At 70.0% G+C, this 23,614-nt stretch carries 19 protein-coding genes and 1 pseudogene; 10 read left to right on the top strand and 10 right to left on the bottom strand.

All coding sequences use genetic code 11. From position 1 onward, the window contains the following. A pseudogene (locus ABD208_RS10310) lies at nucleotides 1–1,094 on the bottom strand (hypothetical protein); the annotation flags it as partial. 289 nt (nucleotides 1,095–1,383) lie between these two features. Between ABD208_RS10310 and ABD208_RS10305 the strand changes: the two are divergent. Then, nucleotides 1,384–2,877 carry a DivIVA domain-containing protein gene (locus tag ABD208_RS10305; protein WP_344102258.1) on the top strand — a complete coding sequence of 498 codons (1,494 nt, stop codon included), beginning with the start codon at nucleotides 1,384–1,386 and terminating at the stop codon, nucleotides 2,875–2,877. A 108-nt stretch (nucleotides 2,878–2,985) separates the two neighbouring features. Here the strand turns inward: ABD208_RS10305 and ABD208_RS10300 are convergent, their stop codons facing one another. The 3 genes from ABD208_RS10300 to ABD208_RS10290 form a co-directional block, all read right to left on the bottom strand. Next, a complete protein-coding gene (locus tag ABD208_RS10300; protein WP_344102255.1) occupies nucleotides 2,986–3,795 on the bottom strand; it encodes an alpha/beta fold hydrolase in 810 nt (269 codons plus the stop codon). A 163-nt stretch (nucleotides 3,796–3,958) separates the two neighbouring features. Then, a complete protein-coding gene (locus tag ABD208_RS10295; RefSeq protein WP_344102253.1) occupies nucleotides 3,959–4,714 on the bottom strand; it encodes an alpha/beta hydrolase in 756 nt (251 codons plus the stop codon). A 181-nt stretch (nucleotides 4,715–4,895) separates the two neighbouring features. Continuing rightward, on the bottom strand, nucleotides 4,896–5,195 hold the full coding sequence (locus ABD208_RS10290) for a hypothetical protein (protein WP_344102250.1): 300 nt from the start codon (nucleotides 5,193–5,195) through the stop codon (nucleotides 4,896–4,898). A 134-nt stretch (nucleotides 5,196–5,329) separates the two neighbouring features. Between ABD208_RS10290 and ABD208_RS10285 the strand changes: the two genes are divergently transcribed. Both ABD208_RS10285 and ABD208_RS10280 read left to right on the top strand, forming a co-directional pair. Continuing rightward, entirely contained in the window at nucleotides 5,330–6,373 is a 1,044-nt protein-coding gene (locus ABD208_RS10285) for an FKBP-type peptidyl-prolyl cis-trans isomerase (RefSeq protein WP_344102248.1), read from the top strand. 94 nt (nucleotides 6,374–6,467) lie between these two features. Beyond that, nucleotides 6,468–8,873 (top strand): glycosyl hydrolase family 95 catalytic domain-containing protein, encoded by a 2,406-nt coding sequence (locus ABD208_RS10280; protein ID WP_344102246.1) that lies wholly within the window; start codon nucleotides 6,468–6,470, stop codon nucleotides 8,871–8,873. 116 nt (nucleotides 8,874–8,989) lie between these two features. On the opposite strand, the gene ABD208_RS10275 is transcribed toward ABD208_RS10280, so the two are convergent. Both ABD208_RS10275 and ABD208_RS10270 read right to left on the bottom strand, forming a co-directional pair. After that, entirely contained in the window at nucleotides 8,990–9,778 is a 789-nt protein-coding gene (locus ABD208_RS10275; protein WP_344102243.1) for an ABC transporter permease, read from the bottom strand. Further along, on the bottom strand, nucleotides 9,775–10,659 hold the full coding sequence (locus ABD208_RS10270) for an ATP-binding cassette domain-containing protein (protein WP_344102241.1): 885 nt from the start codon (nucleotides 10,657–10,659) through the stop codon (nucleotides 9,775–9,777). Before ABD208_RS10270 ends, ABD208_RS10275 begins: the two co-directional genes overlap by 4 nt. 133 nt (nucleotides 10,660–10,792) lie before the next feature. Between ABD208_RS10270 and ABD208_RS10265 the strand changes: the two genes are divergently transcribed. From ABD208_RS10265 to ABD208_RS10255, 3 genes are all read left to right on the top strand, one after another. Then, nucleotides 10,793–11,725: a TetR/AcrR family transcriptional regulator gene (locus ABD208_RS10265; RefSeq protein WP_344102239.1), complete on the top strand. Its 933-nt coding sequence runs from the start codon at nucleotides 10,793–10,795 to the stop codon at nucleotides 11,723–11,725. A 190-nt stretch (nucleotides 11,726–11,915) separates the two neighbouring features. Next, nucleotides 11,916–13,313: a family 43 glycosylhydrolase gene (locus ABD208_RS10260; RefSeq protein WP_344102237.1), complete on the top strand. Its 1,398-nt coding sequence runs from the start codon at nucleotides 11,916–11,918 to the stop codon at nucleotides 13,311–13,313. Beyond that, nucleotides 13,310–14,875, top strand: coding sequence for a family 43 glycosylhydrolase (locus ABD208_RS10255; RefSeq protein ID WP_344102235.1), 1,566 nt, complete (start codon nucleotides 13,310–13,312; stop codon nucleotides 14,873–14,875). The genes ABD208_RS10260 and ABD208_RS10255 overlap by 4 nt, the downstream gene beginning before the upstream one ends. A 135-nt stretch (nucleotides 14,876–15,010) precedes the next feature. Here the strand turns inward: ABD208_RS10255 and ABD208_RS10250 are convergent, their stop codons facing one another. After that, the gene (locus tag ABD208_RS10250) at nucleotides 15,011–15,565 is read right to left on the bottom strand and encodes a hypothetical protein (protein WP_344102234.1); all 555 of its coding nucleotides are present in this window, start codon (nucleotides 15,563–15,565) and stop codon (nucleotides 15,011–15,013) included. 241 nt (nucleotides 15,566–15,806) lie between these two features. Here ABD208_RS10250 and ABD208_RS10245 point away from each other — a divergent pair, with 241 nt between their 5' ends. Then, nucleotides 15,807–16,709 carry a DUF2797 domain-containing protein gene (locus tag ABD208_RS10245; RefSeq protein WP_344102232.1) on the top strand — a complete coding sequence of 301 codons (903 nt, stop codon included), beginning with the start codon at nucleotides 15,807–15,809 and terminating at the stop codon, nucleotides 16,707–16,709. 34 nt (nucleotides 16,710–16,743) lie between these two features. Here the strand turns inward: ABD208_RS10245 and ABD208_RS10240 are convergent, their stop codons facing one another. After that, on the bottom strand, nucleotides 16,744–17,040 hold the full coding sequence (locus ABD208_RS10240; RefSeq protein WP_344102230.1) for a hypothetical protein: 297 nt from the start codon (nucleotides 17,038–17,040) through the stop codon (nucleotides 16,744–16,746). A gap of 966 nt (nucleotides 17,041–18,006) precedes the next feature. On the opposite strand from ABD208_RS10240, the gene ABD208_RS10235 reads away from it, so the two are divergent. After that, on the top strand, nucleotides 18,007–18,918 hold the full coding sequence (locus ABD208_RS10235; RefSeq protein WP_344102228.1) for a DNA adenine methylase: 912 nt from the start codon (nucleotides 18,007–18,009) through the stop codon (nucleotides 18,916–18,918). Here the strand turns inward: ABD208_RS10235 and ABD208_RS10230 are convergent. Together ABD208_RS10230 and ABD208_RS10225 are read right to left on the bottom strand one after the other, a co-directional pair. Further along, nucleotides 18,884–20,401 (bottom strand): hypothetical protein, encoded by a 1,518-nt coding sequence (locus ABD208_RS10230; protein WP_344102226.1) that lies wholly within the window; start codon nucleotides 20,399–20,401, stop codon nucleotides 18,884–18,886. The genes ABD208_RS10235 and ABD208_RS10230 overlap by 35 nt on opposite strands. Nucleotides 20,402–20,771: 370 nt before the next feature. Then, entirely contained in the window at nucleotides 20,772–21,254 is a 483-nt protein-coding gene (locus ABD208_RS10225; RefSeq protein WP_344102224.1) for a hypothetical protein, read from the bottom strand. 61 nt (nucleotides 21,255–21,315) lie between these two features. Between ABD208_RS10225 and ABD208_RS10220 the strand changes: the two genes are divergently transcribed. Together ABD208_RS10220 and ABD208_RS10215 are read left to right on the top strand one after the other, a co-directional pair. After that, complete coding sequence (locus tag ABD208_RS10220; protein ID WP_344102222.1) at nucleotides 21,316–22,581, top strand: helix-turn-helix domain-containing protein; 1,266 nt, start codon at nucleotides 21,316–21,318, stop codon at nucleotides 22,579–22,581. 168 nt (nucleotides 22,582–22,749) lie between these two features. Next, a complete protein-coding gene (locus ABD208_RS10215; RefSeq protein WP_344102220.1) occupies nucleotides 22,750–23,610 on the top strand; it encodes an HAD family hydrolase in 861 nt (286 codons plus the stop codon). Nucleotides 23,611–23,614: the final 4 nt, after the last annotated feature.

Raw genomic sequence — 23,614 nt, 5'->3', positions numbered from 1 at the left:
GGGCCCGCGGGCACCGGCTGCGCGCCGGTCTGCGGCGCCGGGCCGGACGGCCCGTACGCCGCGGGACCGGAGCCCTGCTCGGGCCGGCCGGGAGCCCACGAGGCCGCGGCGGGTTCGGCCGGGAACGACGACGGCGCCGCGGCGGGAGCCTGGCCCCGGCGCCGGCCCGGCGCCGGGGCGGCGTCGGCGGGCGGGAAGACCGCGGTGCCCGGGCCCGCGCCCGGCCCGGTATCCGGGGCGGACGGGAAGGCCGCCACGCCGGGAACCGGCACGTCGCCCGCCTCGTCGCCGCGCGAGGGCGGGAACGGCGGGTCCGCCGGGTCGGTCCGGCGGGGCAGGTCGTCCTGGTGGGTGAGCGGGGCGCGCACCGTGCGTGCGGGCTTGCGGCCCTTCGCTCCCTGGGGCCCCTTGGACCTGCGCGAGCCGAGCAGGAGGAAGACACCCAGCAGCACGAGGAACACGCCGCCGATGACGCCGGGCCACAGGTACGGGGTGGTGACGGGCCGGGGCCAGGTCAGCTCGACCGTGGGGGCCTCGGCGCCCTTCCCGACGCCCGCGGCGAGCAGGCTGTAGGGACCGGGCTGCTCGGTGTAGCGCAGCGTGACGCTCGTCTCACCGCTCACCTCGGAGACCCAGAGGTCGGAGCCCGCGGGTTCCGGGCCGCTCGCGGGCTTCTCGTCCTGCTTCGCGGAGCCCTCGGCGCCGGCCTCCCCCTCCTTGCCCTCCTCGGCGGGGGCGGACGCGTCGCCGGACGGCTCCGCCACGCCGCTGCCGGGTACGACCGCGAGTCTCGTCCAGTCGGTCATGCCGGTGACGGAGTCGTACGGGTCGTCGCCGACCCAGCCGAGCACGTCGGTCTCGGTGCCGACGGCCAGGGTGACCTTCTGCCCTTCGGGGACCGAGGCGCGGACCGTCACGCTGTCGTCGACCATCCCGAGCACGCCCGGGGCCGTGACCAGCATCGTTCCGTCACCGCTCGGGGTCGCGGTCGCGACCACCGTGTCGGATTCACGGAGGATCGTCGCGGTCGCGATACCGTACCCCGCCCCGCCGAGACCGGCGAGGATCAGGAGGATCGCCAGGAAGCGTTGCACCACCCGTTCCCTTCGTAGGTGCCTGAGGACCGACAGTCCAGCATAGAGTCGTCGGCTGCCGAGGATTCCAGGGGCCGTGGCCGGGAGCGGGCACAGCGAGGATCGTCACGCATCCTTCACGCGTCGTCTTCACGACCCGCGCGGCGGGCCACCGATCCCATTGCAGCAGCGGCTATCCAGCGGCGCGCGCGACGCGTATCCTGGGCGCCGGACAGGCCGCGTATCGCGGCATCCCCTGGCTCAAACTCCAGTCCAGGGTACCCACGGTCTTGCCACGGAGGTCTGCACAGTGTCCGACGAGCGTTCGCTCTTCCCGACCGTCATGCGCGGCTACGACCGCGACCAGGTGCACAGCCACCTCGACCGGCTCAACGCCGCCCTGGAGGAGGCGCGACGGCAGGTCGAGACCTCGGACGGCAGGTCCGTGCAGCTGCAGCAGGACCTCAACGACGTCAAGCGCAAGCTGGCCGAGACCGACAAGCCCTCGTACGCGGGGCTCGGGTCCCGGATCGAGATGCTGCTGCGGTCGGCCGAGGAGCAGTCGTCCGACATCCTCACCCAGGCGAACCAGCAGGCCGCGGACATCATGGCGCGCGCGAAGCTGTCGGGCGGCCAGATCCGCTCGCGCGCCGAGTCCGAGGCCGCGGAGCTCCTGGCGAGCGCCCGCCGCGAGGCCGAGGAGATCCGTACCACGATGGCCGCCGAGGCCGAGGGCCACCTGGTCGGCGCGCAGCGCCGCGCCGAGGAGCTGGTGGGTTCGGCCGAGCGCGAGGCCGCGCTCATCACCTCCGGCATCGCCACCGAGGAGTCGGAGCGCCGCTCCAGCCTGGAGCGCGAGCTCGGCACGCTGCGGTCCACCGTCGAGCGCGAGACCACCGAGCTGCGCGTCAACACCGAGCGCGACGCCGCCCAGCTGCGCGCCAAGGTCTCGGCCGAGACCGCCGCCCAGCGCGAGTCGGCCGAGCGCGAGTCGACCGACCTGCTCGAGCGGGCCCGGCGCGAGGCGGACCAGCTCGTGGCCGACGCCAAGCGCGCCGCCGCGGAGGCCGCGAACGCCGTCACCTCGGACCTCGAGGAGCTGCGGGAGCAGGCGCGCACCGCGCTGGCCCAGGCGGACCTCGACATCGCGACCCGCAAGGAGCAGGTCGAGACCGAGCTCTCCGAGCGCCACAACAAGGCCAAGGAAGACACGGACAAGCTCGTCAAGACGGCGGAGAAGCACGCCGCCGAGGCCGAGAAGCGCGTCGCGGTCGCCCTGGAGCAGGCGGAGAAGGTGCGCTCGGAGTCCGACGTCTACGTCAAGGACCTCGTCGCCGACTCCCGCCGCACCGCCGACCGGATCGTGGCCGAGGCCCGCGAGTTCGCGGACCAGACCATCACCGACGCCCGCGAGGAGGCGGAGCTGCAGCGCGCCGCCGCCCAGAACCAGCTCGAGGACCTGACCCGCCAGCACGACTCGATCAACGGCTACCTCGAGGAGCTGCGCGGCATGCTCGGCGGCCCGGGGAACGGGTCCGGCAAGAACGAGGGCGCGTCCGGCCTGCTCCCCGCGTCCAGCGGCAGCGGCCTGACCCCCGCCCAGCAGGCGCGCTTCGGCGTCGTCGGCGCGGGCGCCGCGTCCGACGACGAGCCCGCCTCGGACGCCAAGCCGGTCGCGATCCCGCCGCGTTCGCCGAACCCGGCGCCGTCGGCCGACGAGGTCAGCACAGCGACCGTCGTCGTCCCGCAGGTCGAGGAAGACGCCGACGAGAAGGACGACGCGAAGGCCGAGGCGAAGGCCTGACCAGCGCGAACGCCTGACGACAAGGGCCCGCGACCTGACGCGCTCCGGTGACCGGAGCCGCGTCCGGGCCGCGGGCCCCGTCGTCTCGCCCGGCGGCGCGGCCCCGGCCTACGCCGCGCAGACGCGCTCGTGCAGCAGCGACAGGGCGCCGGCCACCGCGGCCGGGTCCTCGACCGGGGCCATGTGGCCGGCGTCCGGGACGGCGGTGAGCGTCACGTCGCCGCCGCCCCGCGTCGCGGCGGCGGCCATGTGCTCGGCCTGGTCGAGCGGCGCCAGCTTGTCCTCCACGCCGACGACGACGGCGACGGGCGCCTCGTACTTCTCCAGCACCGCGGTCCGGTCCGGCCGGGCCGCCATCGCGCGCTGCACCCAGGCCACCCCCGCGGGCGACTGCGCGCGGATCCACGCCTCGAGCGTCGGGACGAGCGTGCGGCGCTCGGCGAGGCTCCGCGCCGACAGCAGCGCGGCCGGCATGCCGAGCACCGCGTCGACGGTCTGGTCCCGTTCCACGGTGCCCGCGATCCGGTGCCGGTTGGCGAGCGCCTCGGTGCCGTCGGCCGTGGACTTGGTGTCCACCAGCCCGAGCCCCGCGACGAAGCCCGGGTAGAGATCGGCGAGCGCCAGGGCGACGTACCCGCCCATCGACAGCCCGACGACGATCGCGTTGCCCACGCCGAGCCCGCGGAGCGTGTCGTGCACGCGCTCGGCGCTGTGCTCCAGCGCGGGCGCGGCGCCGGGATCCAGGTCGGAGTGCCCGGCTCCCGGCAGGTCGACGCCGATCGCGCGGATCCCGGGCGCCAGCGCCGCGGCGCACGTGGCCCACATGCGCAGGTCCAGCGGGAACCCGTGCAGGAGGACCAGCGGCAGCCCGCCGCCCACCCGCAGATCGACGGTGTTCAGCGGTGTGTTGCCGGTCATCGCAGCCCCTCCTCGCACGGGGCGAGGGTCGCCCCCTTGACCCAGGTTATTCCCGGCCCCGGCGCCGGGTCACCCCCGGACGGGCGGCCGCGCCGGGCGCTGCCGCACGGTCCCGTGTCACCGCACCTTCAGGCGAGCGGCCCGGTCAGCCGCTCCGCCGCGGTCAGGCGAGCGGCCCGTCCCAGTGGGTGGGGAGCGGCAGCGGGTGGTCCGGGAGCACGTGGCCGACGATCTCGTCCAGCACCCGGCGCACCGCGGCCTCCCCCACCCAGAGGTGCTTCGCGCCGTCGACGCCGATCACCTCGGCCTGCGGCACGCGCGCGAACCGCCGGCGGGCCTCGTCGGGCCGCAGGTAGTCGTCGAGCTCGGGCACGACGACGACGAGCGGCTTGCCGAACTCCGCCCACCGGTCCAGGTCCGCGTCGGTCGCGCGGTGCAGCGGCGGCGAGAGCAGGATCGCCCCCGTGATCGCCGGGTCCGCGCCGTGCTTGAGGATCAGCTCCGTGCCGAACGACCAGCCGACCAGCCACGGGCTCGGCAGCTCGCGGAACTCCGCCAGCTCGACGGCCGCCGCGACGTCGTACCGCTCCCCCTCGCCGCCGTCGAACGCGCCCTCGCTGGTGCCGCGCGGGGAACTGGTGCCGCGCGTGTTGAACCGCAGCACCGCGAGGTCCGCCATCGCGGGCAGCCGCCAGGCGGCCTTGCGGTACACGTGGGAGTCCATGAACCCGCCGTGCGTGGGCAGCGGATGGAAGGTGAGCAGCGAGGCCGACGGTGTGCGCGGGGCGCCGTCGGGCCCCACGGGGAGCGCGAGCTCCCCGACGAGCGTCAGGCCGTCGGCGGTGTGCAGCTCGACGTCCTCCCGCTGCGCGGGCAGCACGGTCGTGGCGCGGATCTCATGCGGTGCCTGGGTGTTCATCGCGTCCATTGTCGCCGACGACGGCGCCGGGGCGGAGCCGGTCCCGGCCCGCTCCGGGCGGGGCTGCGCCAACGCGCTTCAGACGGTGCCGGCGGCGGCACAGCGGCGGCAGCGTGGCGACGGCAGCGTGCCGGCCATCGCGCGCCGGCCACCGCGCGCCGGCCACCGCGCGCCGGCCGAGTCAATGAAGCCGGGTGCGCCTGCTCCAGCAGCTCGAGTGCCAGTGGCGGCGCGCCGACAGCCCGGCGTCCGCGCCCCCGATCGCGTCCGAGCGCCAGGCGACGACGTGCGCCGTGCCCGGCGGCACGTCCTGGCGGCAGGCCGGGCAGACGTACGTCTTCTCCGAGGAACGCACCTGCTGGACCACCCATTCGCCGTCGGACGCCGACTCGCTGCGCCGGCCGCCGGACGCCCGGTCGAGGTCGAGCGGGCGGTGCTCCGTCCCGTAGGGGCGCTTGCTGGATCGGCGGCTCGAGGGCATATCCATATTCTTCCAGCTGATTCGTGGGTGAATCGTGTAGCGCCCGCGACGATCTCATTGCCTCCAGCCGTTTCCAGGTTCGGACCGTTACAGTGTGCCGGTCTGCCCCAACGGAACCGACCGAAGGACACAACGTGAAGCAGCGCACCACCGCCGGCCTGGCGGCGTTCGCCCTGGGCTCGGCCCTCGTGCTCGCCGGATGCGGGACCGGTGATTCGAGCGGCGGCGACGCCTCGGCATCGGCGTCGGGCTCCCCTGCGGCCAGCGCGTCCCCGGTGGTCGCGGGCGGTACCTGTGAGGCCCAGGAGCAGCCGGCCCCGGAGCAGCCGGCGCCGACCGACGCGGACCAGAAGGCCGTCGAGGCCATCGAGGTCGAGGGCAAGCCCGGCGAGGAGCCGGAGGACGTGAGCTTCAAGACCCCGCTCACCCTCGAGGGCGCCGGGTACAACGTCCTCGACAAGGGCGACGGAGCGGCGATCGAGGAGGGTGACGAAGTCACGTTCCACGACTACACCGTCAACGGCGCCGACGGCAAGGCGCTGCCGAGCTCGACGTGGGAGAAGGGCGCCGAGCCCACGGTCATGACCTTCGGCGACCCGACCTTCCCCCCCGTGCTCACCGAGCCGTTCACCGGCATCAACGTCGGCGCGCGCCTCGTTGTCGCCCTGGCGGGCCAGGACGGCTCCGTCCAGGTGCACGTGCTCGACGTCGTGGACGCGAAGGCCAAGGAGCCGACCCCGACGAAGGCCGAGGGCGAGCCGGTCGAGCCGGTCGAGGGCCTGCCGACGGTCGAGCTCGCCGAGGACGGCGCCCCGACCCTCACGATCGAGGACTCCTTCGAGGAGCCCTCCGAGCTCGTGGTGCAGCCGCTCATCGAGGGCGACGGCGCGAAGGTGACCAAGGAGGACGAGGTCACGGTGCAGTACCTCGGCTGCCTCATCGACGGCACGTCGTTCGACTCCTCGTGGGGCCGCGGCGCGCCGGCGTCGTTCCCGCTGAACGGCGTCATCCCCGCCTGGACCAACGGCCTGGACGGGCAGACGGTCGGCAGCCAGCTGCTGCTCGTCGCGCCCCCGGCCGACGCCTACGGCGAGGACCCCGCCGCCCACGAGCTCGGCGGCAAGACGCTGGTCTTCGTGGTCGACATCCTCTCCGCCAAGAAGGCGGCCCAGGGCTGATCGCCTGACCCGGGGCCGGCGACGCCGGGGAGTACGCGCCCAGGGCGCGCGCTCCCCGGCGTCGTCGTTCCCCGCGAGCTCCGGAAGGACACGGATGAACACCGGCCGTCACGAACTGACCTTCACCACGCCCGCCCGGGCGTGGACCGAGGCGCTCCCGCTCGGCAACGGGCACATCGGCGCCATGGTGCACGCCGCCACGCACGGGGTCCGGCTGCAGATCAACGACGACACCTGCTGGTCGGGCTCCCCCGCGGCCAACGACCGTGAGCCGCTGATCGCACCTGAGGTCGCGCGGCAGATCATGGCCTCCGCCCGCGCCGCCGTGCTGCGCGGCGACCACGCCGAGGCCGGCGCGCAGGTCCAGCGGCTCCAGCACCGTCACACGCAGAGCTATCTTCCGTTCGCGGACCTGCACGTGGAGGTCACCGCCGGGGACGGGCCGCCGTCCGCGTTCCGGCGCCGCCTCGACCTCGCCGACGCCGTCCACGAGACGCGCACGGCGGGCGACGGCTGGTCCGTCACGCAGACGACGCGGGTCAGCGCTCCCCACGACGTCCTCGTCCACGAGCTCGTCGCCTCGGCCGCGATCGACGTCGTCGTCACGCTCTCGTCGCCGCTCCGCACGATCGCCTCGGGGCGGGACGGCACGGAGCGCTCGCTCCTCGTCCGGATGCCGGACGACGTCGCGCCGTCGCACGACGACGCCGACGACGGAATCGTCTGGGCCGACGGCGAGAGCCTCCAGGGCGCGGCGGTGCTGCGCGTGATCCACGACGGGACGCCCGTGGCGGACGGCGACGGCGACGGCGACGGCAACGGCGACTGCAGGCTCGTCCTTGCGGGCGTGACCCGGCTGGCGGTGGTCTACGCGTCCGCGACGACGTTCACCGGCATCGGGCGCGCGCCCGAGGGCGACGCGCACAGTGCGTACGACGCCGCCCGGGCGCGCGTCGACCGGGCCCTGGCGGACGGGCTCGACGTCGTCCGGGAACGGCAGGCCGCCGACCACCGGTCCCTGTACGAGCGGGCCGAGCTCGTGCTCACGGGCGACGAGGACGCCACCCTGGACGCGCGCCTCACCGCCGCCAACCGCGGCGAGACCGCCGACCTCACGACCGATCCCGCCCTCGCGGCGCTGATGTTCCACTACGGGCGCTACCTGCTGATCTGCTCGTCGCGGCCGGGCACCCTCCCGGCGAACCTGCAGGGCATCTGGAACGACTCGATGCGCCCGCCGTGGAGCTCCAACTACACCACGAACATCAACCTGCAGATGAACTACTGGGCCGCCGACGTCGCCGGCCTGCCCGAGCTCGCCGAGCCCTACCTGGATCTCGTGGAGGCGCTCGCGCGGGAGGGGCGGCGCACCGCGACGGAGCTGTACGGGCTCCCGGGCTGGGCCGCGCACCACAACTCCGACGCCTGGGCGTACACCCGGCCCGTCGGCGGCGGCACCCACCACCCGAAGTGGTCGTTCTGGCCGCTCGCCGGGCTGTGGCTGTGCCGGCAGTACCTCGACGGCGCGGCCTTCCGGGGCGAGCCGGCCGACCTCCTCCGGCGAGCGTTCCCCGTGCTGCGGTCCGCGGCGGAGTTCGCTCTCGGGTGGCTCGTCGAGACCGGCGACGGCTACCTGGGGACCGCGCCGTCGTCGTCCCCCGAGAACGACTTCCTGACGCCCGACGGCGCGATCGGCGAGGTGGCGGTCTCCTCGACGCTCGACGTCACCCTCGTCGGCGATCACCTGCGGTCCCTCGTCCGGGTCGCCGCGTCGCTGGGGATCACCGGCGACGACGTCGTGGAACGCGCGCGGGAGGCCGAGAAGCGGCTGCCCGGCATCCCGGTCGGCCCGTCCGGCGCGGTGCTCGAGTGGCGCGACGCGTTCGAGCAGGCCGACCCGCACCACCGGCACGTCTCGCCCCTGCTCTTCCTCTACCCGGGCGACGGCGCGGTGACGCCGGACCAGGAGCGTGCGGCGCGGGTCTTCCTGGACGAGCGCGGCGACGACTCGACCGGATGGTCCCTCGCCTGGAAGCTCGCGCTGTGGGCGCGCCTGCGCGACGGACGACGCCTCGACGACCTGCTCGCGCTGGTCTTCCGGGACCTGACCGTGGACCGGGGCCCGGAGGTCGGCGGCGTCTACCCGAACCTGCTGGCGGCCCATCCGCCGTTCCAGATCGACGGCAACCTCGGGTTCGTCGCGGGCGTCGCCGAGGCCCTGCTGCAGTCGCACCGGGGCGAGATCGAGCTCCTGCCCGCCCTGCCGCCGTCCCTCGGGGACGGCAGGGTCCGCGGGCTCGTCGCGCGGCCGGGCGTCGGCGTCGACCTCGCCTGGGAGAACGGTCAGGTCGTCGAGGCGACCTTGACCGCGCTCCACGCCCGCGCGCTCGGCGGACACACCGTCAGGTGCTCCGGCCGCACCGCCGCCGTCGAGCTGACCGCGATCGGTGAGCCGGTGGCCGTGGAGGTACGGCAGCTGCGGCAGCCCGGGCGGGCATGACGCCCCTCCGGCCCGGGAACGACGACGGCCCTCGCGCGCCGTCGTGAGAACCGGCGCGGGGCCGGGACCGCGGATTTCTCGCCGCGGTCCCGGCCCCGTCCGTCAGCGCCCGTCCGTCAGCGCCGGCCGGCCTTGCGCCGGAACAGCCACGCGCCCCACACGGCGGCGACCAACAGGATGCCCGCGCACCAGACCACGGCCACGAACGGGTCCGATCCGGGGTCCCGGCCGAAGAGGAGCGCGCGGATGGACTCGATGACCGGCGTGACCGGCTGGTGCTCGGCGACCCCCTGCATCCAGCCGGGCATCGTGTCGATCGGCACGAACGCGCTGGACACGTACGGCAGGAACAGCAGGATGAAGCCGTAGCCGCTCGCCGCCTCCGCGGAACCCGCCGCGAGCCCGATGGCCGCGAAGAGGTACGTGATCGCGAGGATCCACAGCGCGATGACGCCGACGGCGCCGAGCCAGCCGAGCAGGTCCGCCTCCGGGCGGAACCCGATGAGCAGGGCGACGCCGAACACGACCGCCGTGGCCAGCAGGTTCCGGGCCAGGCTCGCCACGACGTGCCCGGTGAGCACCGCACCCGCCCGCAGCGGCATGGTGCGGAACCGGTCGATGATCCCGGCCTTCATGTCGCCCGCGACGAACGACGCCGTCGTCGCCGCGCCGAAGCCGGCGCACGTGAGGATCGTGCCCGGCACGATGTAGTCGACGTAGTCGCCGCTGGGGTCGATCGCCCCGCCGAACACGTAGGTGAACATCAGCATGAGCACCACGGGCAGCATGATCGACATGAGCAGCGACTCGGCGTCGCGCACGGAATGCCGCAGGCTGCGGCCGATGAAGACCAGTTCGGCGGTCAGGCCGCCGGGGGCCGGGCGGGCGAGGTCGAGGGTGGTCATGCGGCGTGCTCCTTCTCGGGGGTGGGGGCGGTCAGGGCGAGGAAGGCGTCGTCGAGGCTGGGGCGGTCGATGGCGACGACGCCGTCGAGGCCCGCGGCGTCGAGCTCGTCGAGCGCCCCGCGCAGGCCGTGGACCGTCCCGTCGGTGGGGATCTCGCGGACGAGCGTTCCGTCCGGGGCGGTCAGGCGCACGATGTCGCCGCCGACGCGGGCCTTGAGCGCGGCGGCCGTGCCGAGCGCGGCGACGCGGCCCTCGTGCAGGACGGCGATGCGATCGGCGAGCTGATCCGCCTCCTCCAGGTACTGGGTGGTGAGGAACACCGTGGTGCCGGCGTCCGCGAGCGAGGCGATGACCTGCCACAGCTCGCGCCGGCTGCGGGTGTCCAGGCCCGTCGTCGGCTCGTCGAGGAACAGCACCTGCGGCTGGACGACGAAGCTCAGAGCCAGGTCGAGCCGGCGGCGCATGCCGCCGGAGAACGTCCCCACGCGGCGCCGGGCGGCGTCGGCGAGGCCGAACCGTTCGAGCAGCTCGTCCGCGCGGGAGCGCGCGGCACGGCCGGGCACCCCGGACAGCCGGCCGAACATCACGAGGTTCTCGCGCGCGGTGAGCACCTCGTCGACGGCGGCGGCCTGGCCGGTCAGGGCGATGCGCCGTTTCACTCCGCCCGGATCACGCACGACGTCGTACCCGGCCACGCGGGCCGTTCCGGCGTCGGGCCGCACGAGCGTCGTGAGCACGTTGATCGCCGTCGTCTTGCCCGCGCCGTTGGGGCCGAGCAGCGCGAAGATCTCGCCGGGGTGGACCTGCAGGTCGAGTCCGTCGAGCACGGTGTGCGAGCCGAACCGCTTGCGCAGTCCGCGCACGTCGATGGCGTGAGTCATGGATCCGTTCCCTTCCGTGGGCGTCTGGGGTAGCTCCGGAGCGGTTCTGTGTATCGCAGAAACAGTGTATGGCCAACACTGTGTATGACAGTAACACACTGTGTATGGCGTAGACATGCCTAGGATCGTGCTCATGACCGACGACCTTGACCTGCCCCGCGGTGTCGCCCTCGCCTGGGGAATCGCCGCGAACCCGCAGCGCGGGCCGAAGCGCGAGATGAGCGTGGAGCGCATCGTGGAAGCCGCCGTCGAGCTGGCGGACGCCGACGGTCTGGGCGCGGTGTCGATGGCCGCGGTCGCCAAGAAACTCGGCTTCACGCCGATGTCCCTGTACCGGTACGTGACCGCGAAGGACGACCTGCTCCTGCTCATGCTGGAGGAGGGCACCGGCGTGCCGACGCACGCGTGGCGCGAGACCGACGGGTGGCGCGCGAAGCTGGCCGTGCTGTACCGCGAGCAGGTCGGCCTCTACCTGCGCCACCCGTGGCTGCTCGCGATCCCCGTCACGGGATCACCTGTGACGCCCAACAGCTCGGAGTGGATGGAGGCCGGGCTCACCGCGCTCGACGACACGCCGCTCACCCCCGAGGAGAAGCTCGCGGTCACGCTCGCCATGACGGGGCAGGCCCGCTGGACCGGCATCGTGCTCACCGGCTACGCCGAGGAGAGCAGGCGCTCCGGCCGGTCCGACGACGAGATCGCGGCCCGGGAACAGGCCCTCTACGAGGCGCTCATCACGCCCGAGGCCTTCCCCCGGCTGCGCGCCGCGGCCGAGACGGGGGTCTTCCGCTCCCGGTTCAACCCGTTCACGTTCGGGTTCGAGCGCACCCTCGACGGCGTCGAGTCCTACATCGCCGGCCTCGAACGCGGCGAGCCGCACCAGCGCACCGACGAGTGGATCACGCTGGACGACGCCGAGGTCGCCGACGACAAGCGCTACCGCCAGGCCGCCAAGGCCGCGGCGGAGGCCGAGAAGGCGGTGCTGCAGGCGGAGAAGGCGTTGCGCCAGGCGCGTAAGTTGCAGGCCCAGGCCCTGAAGGAGGCCCGGGCCCGGGCCGGCATCTGACCGGATCGCCCTCACGGCGCGCGGTACCGGCCGGCACCACTGCTTCCGACGGGGGCGCGAGCACGCGGCGAAATGCTTTTCGCAGCCCGCCTCGCGCCCCTCATGTTCCAACCGTGAGATGTGAGCGCTAACATGGATCATGTCCGGCAGCGAAGCCGGCCATCGCCCGCGGTCCTCGAAGGAGAGAACCATGCGACGCACCTCGATCGCCGCCCTGGTGGCGGCGGCTTTTCTTGCCCCATCCCTGCTGTTGCCCGCGGCCCAGGCGGCACCCACCACGGTGGCCCTGGGCCGGGCCTCGCTGGAGTCGGTGAACTACGCCGGGCGGTTCGTCCGGCACCAGGACTACCTCGGCCGGATGGATCCCGTCACGTCGTCGAGCGACAGCCGGCTCAGGAGTGACGCGACGTTCACGGTCGTGCCCGGCCTGGCGTCGTCGTCGTGCTACTCGTTCCAGGCGGTGAACGGCATGTTCCTGCGGCATCGCGACTACCGCGTGCGGCTGGAGACCAACGACGGGTCGGCGACCTTTCGCGCCGACGCGACGTTCTGCGCGGAGACGGGATCCGTCTCGGGGTCGACGACGTTCGCCTCGTACAACTTCCCCGCGCGCAAGCTCCGGCACAAGAACAACGAGCTGTGGATCGACCCGGCGGAGGACACCGCACTGTTCCAGGCCGACAGCTCCTTCTACCTGCGCGCGCCGTGGGTCGCGAAGAGCACCGCGAACCCCGTCGTTCCGGGGCTGTTCGCCGATCCGCACCTCACCCACGCGGGCGGGCGGTACTACCTGTACCCGACCACCGACGGCTATGCGGGCTGGTCCGGGACCGCGTACACGGCGTGGTCGTCGGCGGACCTGAAGTCGTGGACGTTCCACGGGAACATCCTCGATCTCGGACCGGGGGTCTCGTGGGCCGACAACTCGGCGTGGGCGCCCGCTGTCGTCGCGAAGAACGGCAGGTACTACCTCTACTTCAGCGGCGGGGCGGCGTCGGGCGACACCGCCAAGCAGATCGGCGTGGCCGTCTCCGACTCCCCCGCCGGGCCGTTCACGGACGCGCTCGGCAGGCCGCTCGTCGCCGCGGGCGCGTACACGGGCCAGGCCATCGACCCGATGGTCTTCACCGACACGGACGGGACGTCCTACCTGTACTGGGGTCAGGGCGCCCTGCGCGTCGTGCCGCTGAACGCGGACATGACGTCGTTCGACGCCGCCCGGGTGCGCGCGATCACGCCGTCGGGCTACAACGAGGCGCCCTTCATGTTCCGGCGCAACGGAACCTACTACCTGATGTGGTCCGAGAACGACACGCGCTCGGAGGACTACCGCGTCGCGTACGCGACGTCGTCGTCCCCCATGGGGCCGTTCACGAACCGCGGCGTGATCCTGAGCAAGAACCTCGGCCTCGGGATCAAGGGCCCGGGACACCACTCGGTCGTGAGGTCGCCGACGAGCGACACCTGGTACATCGCCTACCACCGGTTCGCGGTACCGGCCGGGAACGGCACGAACCGTGAGGTCGCGATCGACCGGCTCACCTTCAGTTCCGACGGGGCCATCGCCGTCGTCGTCCCGACGCCGTGACGACAGGGCACGTCCCGTACGACACCTACCGGCAGGAGATCGAACCGATGACTCAGGAACGACGACGACGGCGCGTCGCGCCGGCCGTGCTGGCCGCACTCGCCACCCTGGCGGCGCTTCTCGTGCTGCCCTTCGCGGGGGGCGGCGGCAACGCGGCCGCCGCACCCGGGAGCACCTTCCAGAACCCGATCGTGGGAGCGCCGAACAGCGCCGACCCGTGGCTGGGGTACCACGACGGGAACTACTACTACGCGGCGACGACGTGGACCGGGAGCATCTACCTCCGCAAGTCGCCGACGCTCGGCGGGCTGAGGACGGCGGCCGAGACGCGGGTGTTCCAGATGTCGCAGACCAACGCGACGTCGAACATGTGGGCGCCGAGCCTGCACCTGCTGAACGGGCGCTGGTACCTGTACTACTCGGCGGGGCCGAGCGCCTGCTGCGGCGGGCAGCGGCAGCACGTGCTGGAGAGCGCCGGGTCGGATCCGATGGGGCCGTACACCTACAAGGGCAAGCTCAACCTGCAGCCGAACGACGGGTGGGCGATCGACGGGTCCGTGATGACCGTGGGCGGCGCGAACTACTTCGTGTACTCGGCCTTCACGAACAACGGGAGCTTCGAGACCGGCGCGACGCAGAACCTGTACATCACGCGGCTGACGAACCCGTGGACGCCCGCCTCGACCGGGACGCTGATCTCCCAGCCGACGTACTCGTGGGAGACGCAGGGGAACCCGGTGAACGAGGGGCCGACCGTGCTGCAGCGGGACGGGCGCACGTTCCTGACCTACTCCGCGAGTTTCTGCGGGACGCCGGACTACAAGATCGGGATGCTGGAGCTGACCGGGTCCGACCCGCTGGCGCGGAGCTCGTGGGCGAAGAAGAGCACGCCGTTGTTCCGGCGCAGCGACGCGAACGGGGTGTACGGGCCGGCGCATCACACGTTCTTCAGGTCGCCGGACGGGACCGAGGACTGGATCGTCTATCACGCCAACGCATCGTCGTCCGACGGGTGCGGCACGACGCGGACCAGCCGGGCGCAGCGGATCTCGTGGAACGCTGATGGGACGCCGAACCTGGGTGTGCCGGTGTCGACGTCTACCGTGCTGGCCGGGCCGTCCGGAGAACTCGGGAACCCGGGGGCCGTGCCGGTGCGGCGGATGCAGTCGTACAACTTCCCGGACCGGTACGTGCGGCACGCGGACTTCGGCGTGCGGATCGACGCGAACGTGAGCCCGGCGCTCGACGGGCAGTTCCGGGTGGTCTCCGGGCTGGCGAACGGCGGGGCGGGATACGTGTCGTTCGAGTCGGTGAACTACCCGGGGCACTACCTGCGGCACGAGGGGTACGTGCTGAAGCTGGCGCCGAACAACGGGTCGGCGACGTTCCAGGCGGATGCGACGTTCCGGCAGGTCGCGGGACTGGCGAACTCGTCGTGGGCGTCGTTCCAGTCGTACAACTTCCCGGACCGGTACCTCCGGCATGCCGACTACGCGCTGCGGATCGACCCGATCGGGACGGATGTGGCACGGCAGGACGCGACGTTCCGGCTGGTGAACTGACGGAGCGCCGAGTGACGGCGGTTCGGCCCCGTGCCGTCGCGGTGTGGTCGGCTCCTTGTCGCATGATCGGCCGCTCGAGGAGCCGATCTTGCGACATCGAGCCGACCACACCGCGCCTTCGCGGGCCGATCTGCTTCAGCCTGCGAGGTTCACCGAAGCAGGTGTGGGGGTCGGCGGCTTCGGCCCTGCGGTCTGGGCCTGAAGGGCTTCCAGCCGGCGGATGAGGCGCAGGACGATCCAGAGGGGGATCGCGCCGAGGGTGAAGGCCAGGTCGATCAACGTCCAGCCCCACGGGATGCCGCGGATCGGGCCGCAGATGAGGGCGAGCGGGATGATGCCCGCGCAGGCGATCAGGCCGAACTGGATCACCCAGATGTTGCGGACCGGGTCGCGGTACGGGCCCCAGAAGGCGGCGGCGATGACGAGGTGTGCGAACGCGAGCCAGTCGGTGCCGTAGAGCACGAACGGATAGCTCGCGTCCGTGGCGTCGAGGCCGGCGCGGACGTGGGAGATCCACTCGGCGAACGCGGGGAACCAGTCGCCGACGTGCCAGGCCGCCAGCAGCGAGTCGAGGAGCCGGACCTCTGAAACCAGGGGAAACGCTGTGGCGCCGCTGAGCACCAGGGCCACGACGAAGAAGATCAGCCAGGCACGGATGCGGCGCAGGAGGGCGGAAGCCTCGGTATTCATGGCCGGAGGATAGCTCCGCGCCAGGGTCCTTCAGTTGTTGATGGGATCCCGCGAACTGCAGGCTGGAGGTCCCGCAAGCTGGAAGTTGCATGCCCCGCGAACTTGCATGCTGGAGGGCCTGCGAACTGGAGGTTGAACGCCGCACGAACTGTAGTCTGGAAGCCCGAAATCGCAGGATCCTGCGGTTCCCGGTGCTGCTGGGCGGGCCCTGCACGACCTGTACGACCGAGGGAGCTGCACCATGAGCCGCACTACCGCGCCCCTGTGGCGGGCAACCGGGCTCGCCTGGGCCGAGACCGGTGCGCGGATGGAATGGCTCTCGGCGACGGGTGAGGTCCGGGCCGGCGAGATCGAGCTCGGTGCTGAGCTGGGGCTCGTCGTCGGACCGGACCGCCGCTGTGTCGGCGTCTGGGCCGCGGGGCGCCGCATCCCGTGCGCGACGAACACGTCCCTCGATCCCGCGGCGACCTCGGGACAGTGCGCCTCTTGCGCGGCCATGGCACGCTCCCGGTCGGTCGCGACCGATACGCAGCTCGACGACCCACGTGAGTTCTCGGTCTACCTCGCGCACCACGGATCCGTCGTCAAGGCCGGGATCACCGCCACCGAGCGCGGCCGGACCCGGCTGCTCGAACAGGGCGCCCTCGCCGCGGCGTTCCTCTCGGCAGGCAGCCTGCTGTCGGCACGGCGCTGCGAGTCGCTGCTGACCGCGGCGCTCGGGCTGCCGCAGCAGGTCAGGACGGCGCGCAAACGCGAGGCCCGCCGCTCCCCTGGCACGGCCGAGCAACGCGGCGGGGAACTGTCCGACGTCGTCGCACGAGCCCACGCCCTCGACTGGCCCGACGGGCAGACCCTCCGTGACCCCTCACCGTTCGACCTCACCGACACCTACGGGCTCCCGCCCGACGGCGTCCGGCCAGGACACGCCGTCGCGCCGTTGTCTCCCGGTCAGGTCATCACGGGCACCGTGATCTGCCGCATCGGCCGGGACCTCTACCTCGCCACCCCCGCTGGGCTCGTCCTGCTCGACACAGGACTCCTGCAGGGCTGGACGCTCGCCCGCCCCGACGACAGGACGGGCGTCACCGCGACCCTCACGCCGATCGCCACACACGAGGAGATCGCCCCCGATGCGCTCTTCTGAATTCTGTAACGCCGATGCCACGGGATCGAGCGGCTTACCAACCCATGTCTTGCGCGACGGCCAACTGCGCTTCGTCGATCTCGGCCTGGGTCATGCCCGGCAGGTCGGTCTCCGTCTCGAATCTCGTCAGCAGATCCATCAGCGCCTGCTTCTGCGCAGAGTGAGAGATCGGAACGGTGTCCAGGTCGACCGACATGAGCCAATCGAACAGAACTACTGCGTCGGCACGCCACAGGTTCACCTGCACGACAGGCAGCTCCGGGTCCATTTCGGCATCATGACAGACGCCGGGCACAGACGAGGCGCGGCCGCGGACGTCGACGTCGCGCACGGTCAAACCGTGTATTACATCAAGCCTGCAGCGCGACGGCGCTTTGTCGCCTGGTGCTTCGCTGAGAGAGGCGTGGGCGCCCACGGGTCGGCGTCAGCGGGTCTCTTCTCGCTCAGGCCTGGGGTACGCGTGACCTGGATGGCGGCCTTGGTCTCGGCGAGGTCAAATCTCCAGCATTGGCCCACCTTCATCCCGCGAAGTTCCACGGCATGCGTCCTCACCCACTGCGGGCTTCGCTTGAGGTAGTTCGCGAGCTCGTCCGCCGTCAGGAGGGGTTCGATGGCCGATCTGGCCGCTGCCGATGTCTCCGGAACCATACGGCGACGCTATCTCGGCGGGATGCAGACGGCATATGGCGGGTGTGGCACAGAGAAACCCGTGCGTCCGCCAGGTAAGTGCTGGTCGACAAGAGTGGCGGCACGGCTGCAGACGGTATCGGCCGGGATCGCTGGAATTCCAGGGATCCCGGCCGACAGCACGGGTTGTACAGAGCTGCGTGTGCTGCCGCGCCAAGTTCAGCGCGGCAGTACACGGTCACAGCCACGGCCAGAACGACTCTCAGAAGTCCCAGTTCTTGCCCGGAGGGGCTGGGAGGGGCGGAATCCTGCGGATTCTGCGGCGGCGGACCGGCCACGCGCCTGCTGCGTGCCACTCGTGACCGAGACTGATGAGCACGGCCTGGATCCAACATACAACCCTGCATGGAACATGTATCGGAACGTCCAGCCCGAGACAGCTGACCTCGGGTGTAACGGATAGAATCCGTTACATGGTGGATCTCCACGACATCAGCGATGCAGAACTCGCGGCCCTCTCCCGCGACCTACGCCAGGAGCGCCTACGACGGCGCGGCTCATGGATGACGTGCGCGCGATGCGGCGCGCGCCGGCTGGCTCGCCGGGATGCGAAATTTTGTTCGATAAGGTGCCGTGTCGCTGCTCATCGGACGCCGAAGCAGGAGGTCGCATGACACACATCGCGACAGCGCCCAGTACGGTCAAGATCCTGGCATCGCGCCGCTATGGGACCCTCTCCCCCTTGCGCTACCCGGGAGGAAAGGCGGCACTCGCCGGACTCTTTGCCGACGTGATCTCCTCTCTGAATCTCACCTCGGCAACTTATGTCGAGCCATACGCGGGAGGCGCGGGAGCAGGTATCGCACTCCTACGCCAGGGATTGGTCGATCGGCTCGTTATCAATGACTTCGACGTCGCTGTGCACGCGTTCTGGCGCAGTATCCTCGAACAGACTGAAGAGTTCGTGGAACTCGTGCGGACAGTTCCGCTCACGATTGACGAATGGCAGGTGCAGCGCGCGAAATATCGCGCGGCTGACACCAGCGACCCACTTTCGCTCGGCTTCGCATTCTTCTATCTAAACCGCACCAACAGATCTGGCGTCCTGCGCGGCGGAGTAATCGGCGGGCAGGCGCAAACCGGCAATTACAAGATCGATGCCCGATTTAACCGGACGACCCTTGCAGAGCGAATCACCGAAATAGGCAAACTCGCGGAACATATAACCGTCAACGATCGAGACGGCAGAACAATCATCAAGCAGTATGCTAAGAATCCTTCGGCGTTCATGTACATCGATCCACCCTATGTGCGGGCAGGTTCACGCCTTTATCTCAACGCGTTCGATGCGCGCGACCACGCGGAACTAGCCAAGGTTGTGTGTGACGTCGAGCAAGCGCATTGGCTCATGACGTACGACATCGCTCCAATGATCGAGGAGCTATATGTCAACAACTTTCAATGCAGATACGAACTCAACTATTCGGCACGTCACCCCGGGCTCACCGATGAACTAATGATCGCCTCAGAAGGCGTTGCAAGGTTTCTCAAGGCGCGGATGCAGGACCAGCAACCTGCGTAATTAGAAACCCGACTAGCGGCTCGAGTTGCAGCCATGCATCGCGCACATCCTGACCCTTGACCTCAAACGCCGCATCATGGCTCGCGGTATTAAACCAGTCGGCAGATCCTCGCTGATTGCGCGCCTGTTTCACCTTGCTAAGCAGGCCAACTGCGTTTCTCACCTGCGTGTGACTTCCATAGTCCGCCACCACCGGACCCAGTACGTCGCCCAGCTGGCGCTTACCTTGGAGGCGGGCAGGTTCCAGCCGATAATGGTACTTGATCGTTGCTTCAAGGACAAGCCTCATCAGCATGGTCGACGCCACAGGAAATCGGTCAACCGCAATTGCTCGCAGTTCGCCGAAGCGCTTCTGAAGCCCGCTCGGAACCTCCGAGTAGTCGACGGATATCACCAACGTAGTCTTTGTGTCAGGGTTGTTTGGTCCTCGCATGCTCCGAGACGCGGTCGGAGGTGACGTCTCCTCTCGGCTGTGCGCTGAATCCAGCCGCTGCGTTGCCCCCTCAAGTGGAGGTGCATTCGTTTCGGAACCTGACACAGCGGGTGTTGATATCGCGCCGGCTCCGGATGGAATGGGTGTTGCTGGGGCACCGCCCGTCGGATTCCAGGCGATCTCGCCGCGCAGGTACTTACGGAGGTAATCTATCCGCTCTTGATAATCGACGTCCTTAGTCTTCCTCGGAAACGTACGGGTGTTCAGCTCACGATCCATGAACAGGCCAACCAGACGCTCAAGTGCCGAAAGCTGATCAGGCGTACTCGGCTTCGAGGTCATCCGCCCGTCTTTGTCGAATTCGAGCCCGATGATCTCCCTCACTTCTGGGCTTCCGTATGCGTATTCGAATGCCGTCATCGGCAGACTGGATCCAGACGCGTACGTCGAAATCTTCGGGTTCTCAAAAGGCGCTTCACGCAGCATCTGGCGAATCCAGTGCTGCCGCACTTTATCAAGGGGATTTTTGATGCCGGGAAGTTCCCGGCGAATCCGTTCGATGGACCAGCCAGCCTCGATCTGTGCAACGACAAATCTAGCCTGCTCATCGACGCCCCATCGCTTCTTTGAGTTTCCGATGTGCAATCGCGCAAGGATGCTCGTTGCTTCCACGCGGCTCCCAATTATCATAACCCGGATCGCGGTCGGCAAACCCTGAGCCTCCGCCTCGAACCGTGTCAGGAGCCGCTCAATTTCAGCCTGGTGCGCTGGGACGAGCGAAGGGTCGAGCAAAGTCTGCAGGGCAGTCACGCGCCGATTTCCCTCGAGGACGACGTAGACACCGTCCTCCTGTACAACGAGAGGGACCTCGATATCGATGTAGCCCTCACGCAGTATTAGGGATGCGAGTTCAGGCACATCCTGCTCAACATACAGATGGTTTCTTACCGCCTGCTCGGATGGCTGAACCTCCTCGATTCGATAGTTCGCCTTGTCCAGATGAAGATCACTGAGTTCGACTTCGACAATCGGCGGCGCCTCGTATGCCATGCATCCCCACTTCAATCGACTGCAGGTCAGATCTAGTTCATTCAAGCGCGACCGAACACAATGCCACGAAAGGCAACCATGCGCCTCGGTCGCGCGCCATGTGTCGCCTGTACAAGCACCTTGACACAGTGCAGACGCGGGGTGCTCGGGACGGCTTTGGCCAGTCCGGAATATACCGGACGCACTGGTCAACGCGCAGGTAGTTCAGACGGCGCGCCAGGAACATTCACCCGCGGATGCTGTCGCGAACCTGCGAGGCGGCTCCCTCGTCGCAGGCTCGCTCCGTCGGGAAGAGGGCTTACCAGAAATGCCCCCATGGGCCAGCCTTAGCAGACGCCCGCGGGCGCGGGCGAGACTGCAGAGCGATGTCTCATCGTGAAGAGCGTCGGTTAGCGCCATCCGGCCAGATGACAACCGTCTGCTTGCCTGCGCGCCGTGCATACTGGACCGCGTGCCCCGTGCCGCTGTCTTGGCTGCCGTCCCAGACCGCGACGAGCGTCTTGCAACGGTCAACGAGGTGACGGCTTGCCGCGTCGTAGGCCTCCCGGTTGGCGGTCTCAAACGGCATCTGTTCGGTGGCGGCAGCACGCCGAAGGTACTCGTCGCATCGCCGACGGTCGACAGGATCTGTGACCCTGTCAAAATAGTCGGCGGCAGGGACGACTACATGAAGCGCGCCCCCAACGGCGAGCACGGCGTCCGCGAACACCTGATCAGCGCCACGCGCCAAGCACGTTAGCCCGGTCAGTTCGGTACCGCTGTGGCTGCTGAGTTCCTTGTCGAGTGCCGTGCGCACGAGCGCGAGTGTCGGTTCGGTGAGGTCGGAATGCCCTGTGACACCGACAACGGTCATGGCTTCGGAACCTCTCGATCGGGCGTTGTGGATGTGACCTGCAGAGCCTACGGTCTTCAGCATGGACCAGGGTCTGGAGTCTCGTCCGTCCGCCATTCGCGTCCCGCCGTTGACGACGGGCGAACGTGTCCGCCTGCTGCGTGAGTCCCAAGGCATGACACGCCCAGTGCTCGCCGGACTCGTGGGGCGGAGTACGGACTGGCTCAAAAAGGTCGAGACCGGATCCCGCCAACTGAACTCCTTGCCGCTGCTCTTGCAGATCGCTCGCGCGTTGAACGTCCGGGACCTGGCGGAGCTGACCGGCGAGACCCAATCGGTACCGGTGGGCTCGTGGAACGACGAGACGCATCACGTCGTTCCCGCGATCAGACAGGCGATGCGAGACGTCGCCTTCCCGAGCCCGAGCAACGAACCTCCGCTTCCTCCGGCTGACCTGGAGACGAAGATTCGCCGGCTGTGGATCCTGTGGCACACCTCGCCGCGGCAGCGCACCGACGTCGGCGTCCAACTACCTGCCCTGATCCACCAGACCCACCACGCGATCCGGTCCCACCGCGGTGTCGATCGTCGCCGAGCCAAGGCGGCGGGCGGCGACCTTTACCGCCTCGTCCAGCGGCTACTGGCCCACATCTGCGAGCCCGAACTCCACGCACTCGCGGTCGAACGCGGACGCGCGCTGTCCGAAGATGCCGACGAACCAATTTCACTGGCGTTGGCCGCATGGTCGACGTCGGTCAGCCTGTGCGCTTCAGGGCACTACGACGATGCGGTACACCTGGCCGACACCGGCGCCCGATACGTCACCCCGATGGTGCAAAGCCCCGGTCCCGTCGCGGACCACGCTTGGGGCGTACTCGGCGCGCTCCAGATGGAGGCCGCGGCCGCGCATGCACTCGCGGGTCGCGACGGCGACGCACACCGGTACCTTGACCTCGCGGATCAGACCGCATCGCGGATGACTCCAGGGGCGTGGCACGAACAGTCGGGGTTCGAGCCCGCCGGCGTGCGCATCCTGTCGGTCATCGTGACCTCGTGCCTTCGGCGCCACGGAGACGCGATCAGCCAAGCAGGGCGGATCGACCCCGCATCGTCCCCGTCGGTGGTGCGCTCCTCGCGCCTGCTGCTGGAGACCGCTGACGCCCAGCGACACAAGACCGACTACGCCTCGGCGGTACAAACGTTGACGGCCGCGGCGGACATCTCGAACGAGGCCGTCGCGCTCATCCCCTGGGCGCGCGAACTTGCCGATGAACTCGCTGAGAGCACTAGCGGCACGACGCGCGCCCACGCTTCCCGTCTCGCGGGTCGCCTGAAGGCTGTGCGCTGACGTTGCACTCGTAGGGGGACAATCTGTCCCCCTCGCGGTTCCCTACGCGCCATAGCGTCACCAATCACCGGGCCGCGTAGTCCGAGACTCATCTCGGCCACGTGATCCGGCGGTCAGTGAAGCCATCGACGCAGCAAGCACTCCAACAGGAGCGCTGCCGGGGGACCTATGACGACGAATCAACAGACCAGTCCGACCGCATCACAGCCGCGGTCGGCCGGGAGCACTCCTTTCCTCATCGCGCTCGACGTCGACGGCACCCTGGCCGACGGCGCGGGCCGGATCTCACATCGAACCCGCGACGCTGTTGCCGCCGCTCGCGGCGCAGGAAACCGCGTCGTCCTCGCAACGGGCCGGTCGTTGGTGGGTCTACCCCCGATCCTCGCGCAGCTCGAACTGGCCGATGGGTGGGCGGTCGCCTCGAACGGCGCACTCCTGGTCCGGATCGATCGGACCGCGCCGAGCGGCTACTTCGTCGAGGACGTTCACCTGTTCGACCCGGGTACGGTCATCCGGAGAGCGCTGGACTTGGTGCCCCATGTCATCGTCGGTGTCGAGGACGTCGGTGTCGGCTGGAGGTTCTCCCGGCTACTTCCCGCCTCTGCCGTGAACGGCCCGCAATTTCGGGCCTCGATCGCGGACTTGTGCGCGGTGCCGGCGACGAAGGTCGCGTTCAAGGCGCCCGGCATCTACCGCTTCGCCGATGCCCTGGCCGCGACGGGCGTCACGGTCACCACCATGGGTACCGACTGGCTGGACGTCGTCGGGCCCGGCGTCTCCAAGGCATCGACGCTCGAAACCGTCCGTAGCCATCTCGGTGTGCCGAGCACTGCGACGATCGCTGTCGGCGACGGCGCGAATGACGTCGCCATGTTCCGATGGGCCGCCACGTCGTTCGCCATGGGTCAGGCCCCGGCTGCTGTGAAGCAGGCGGCCACGGCCATCTGCCCCTCGATCGCCGACGACGGCGCTGCTGACGTACTGCTCTCCCTTGTCCCAACGAGCGCGCCGATGCCGTCGTTGCCCTGACTCG

The sequence above is a fragment of the Myceligenerans crystallogenes genome (assembly GCF_039529775.1).
Lineage (GTDB): Bacteria > Actinomycetota > Actinomycetes > Actinomycetales > Cellulomonadaceae > Myceligenerans > Myceligenerans crystallogenes.
Note: the sequence above shows the minus strand (reverse complement) of the source record. Positions and strands in the feature narration are given on the sequence as shown.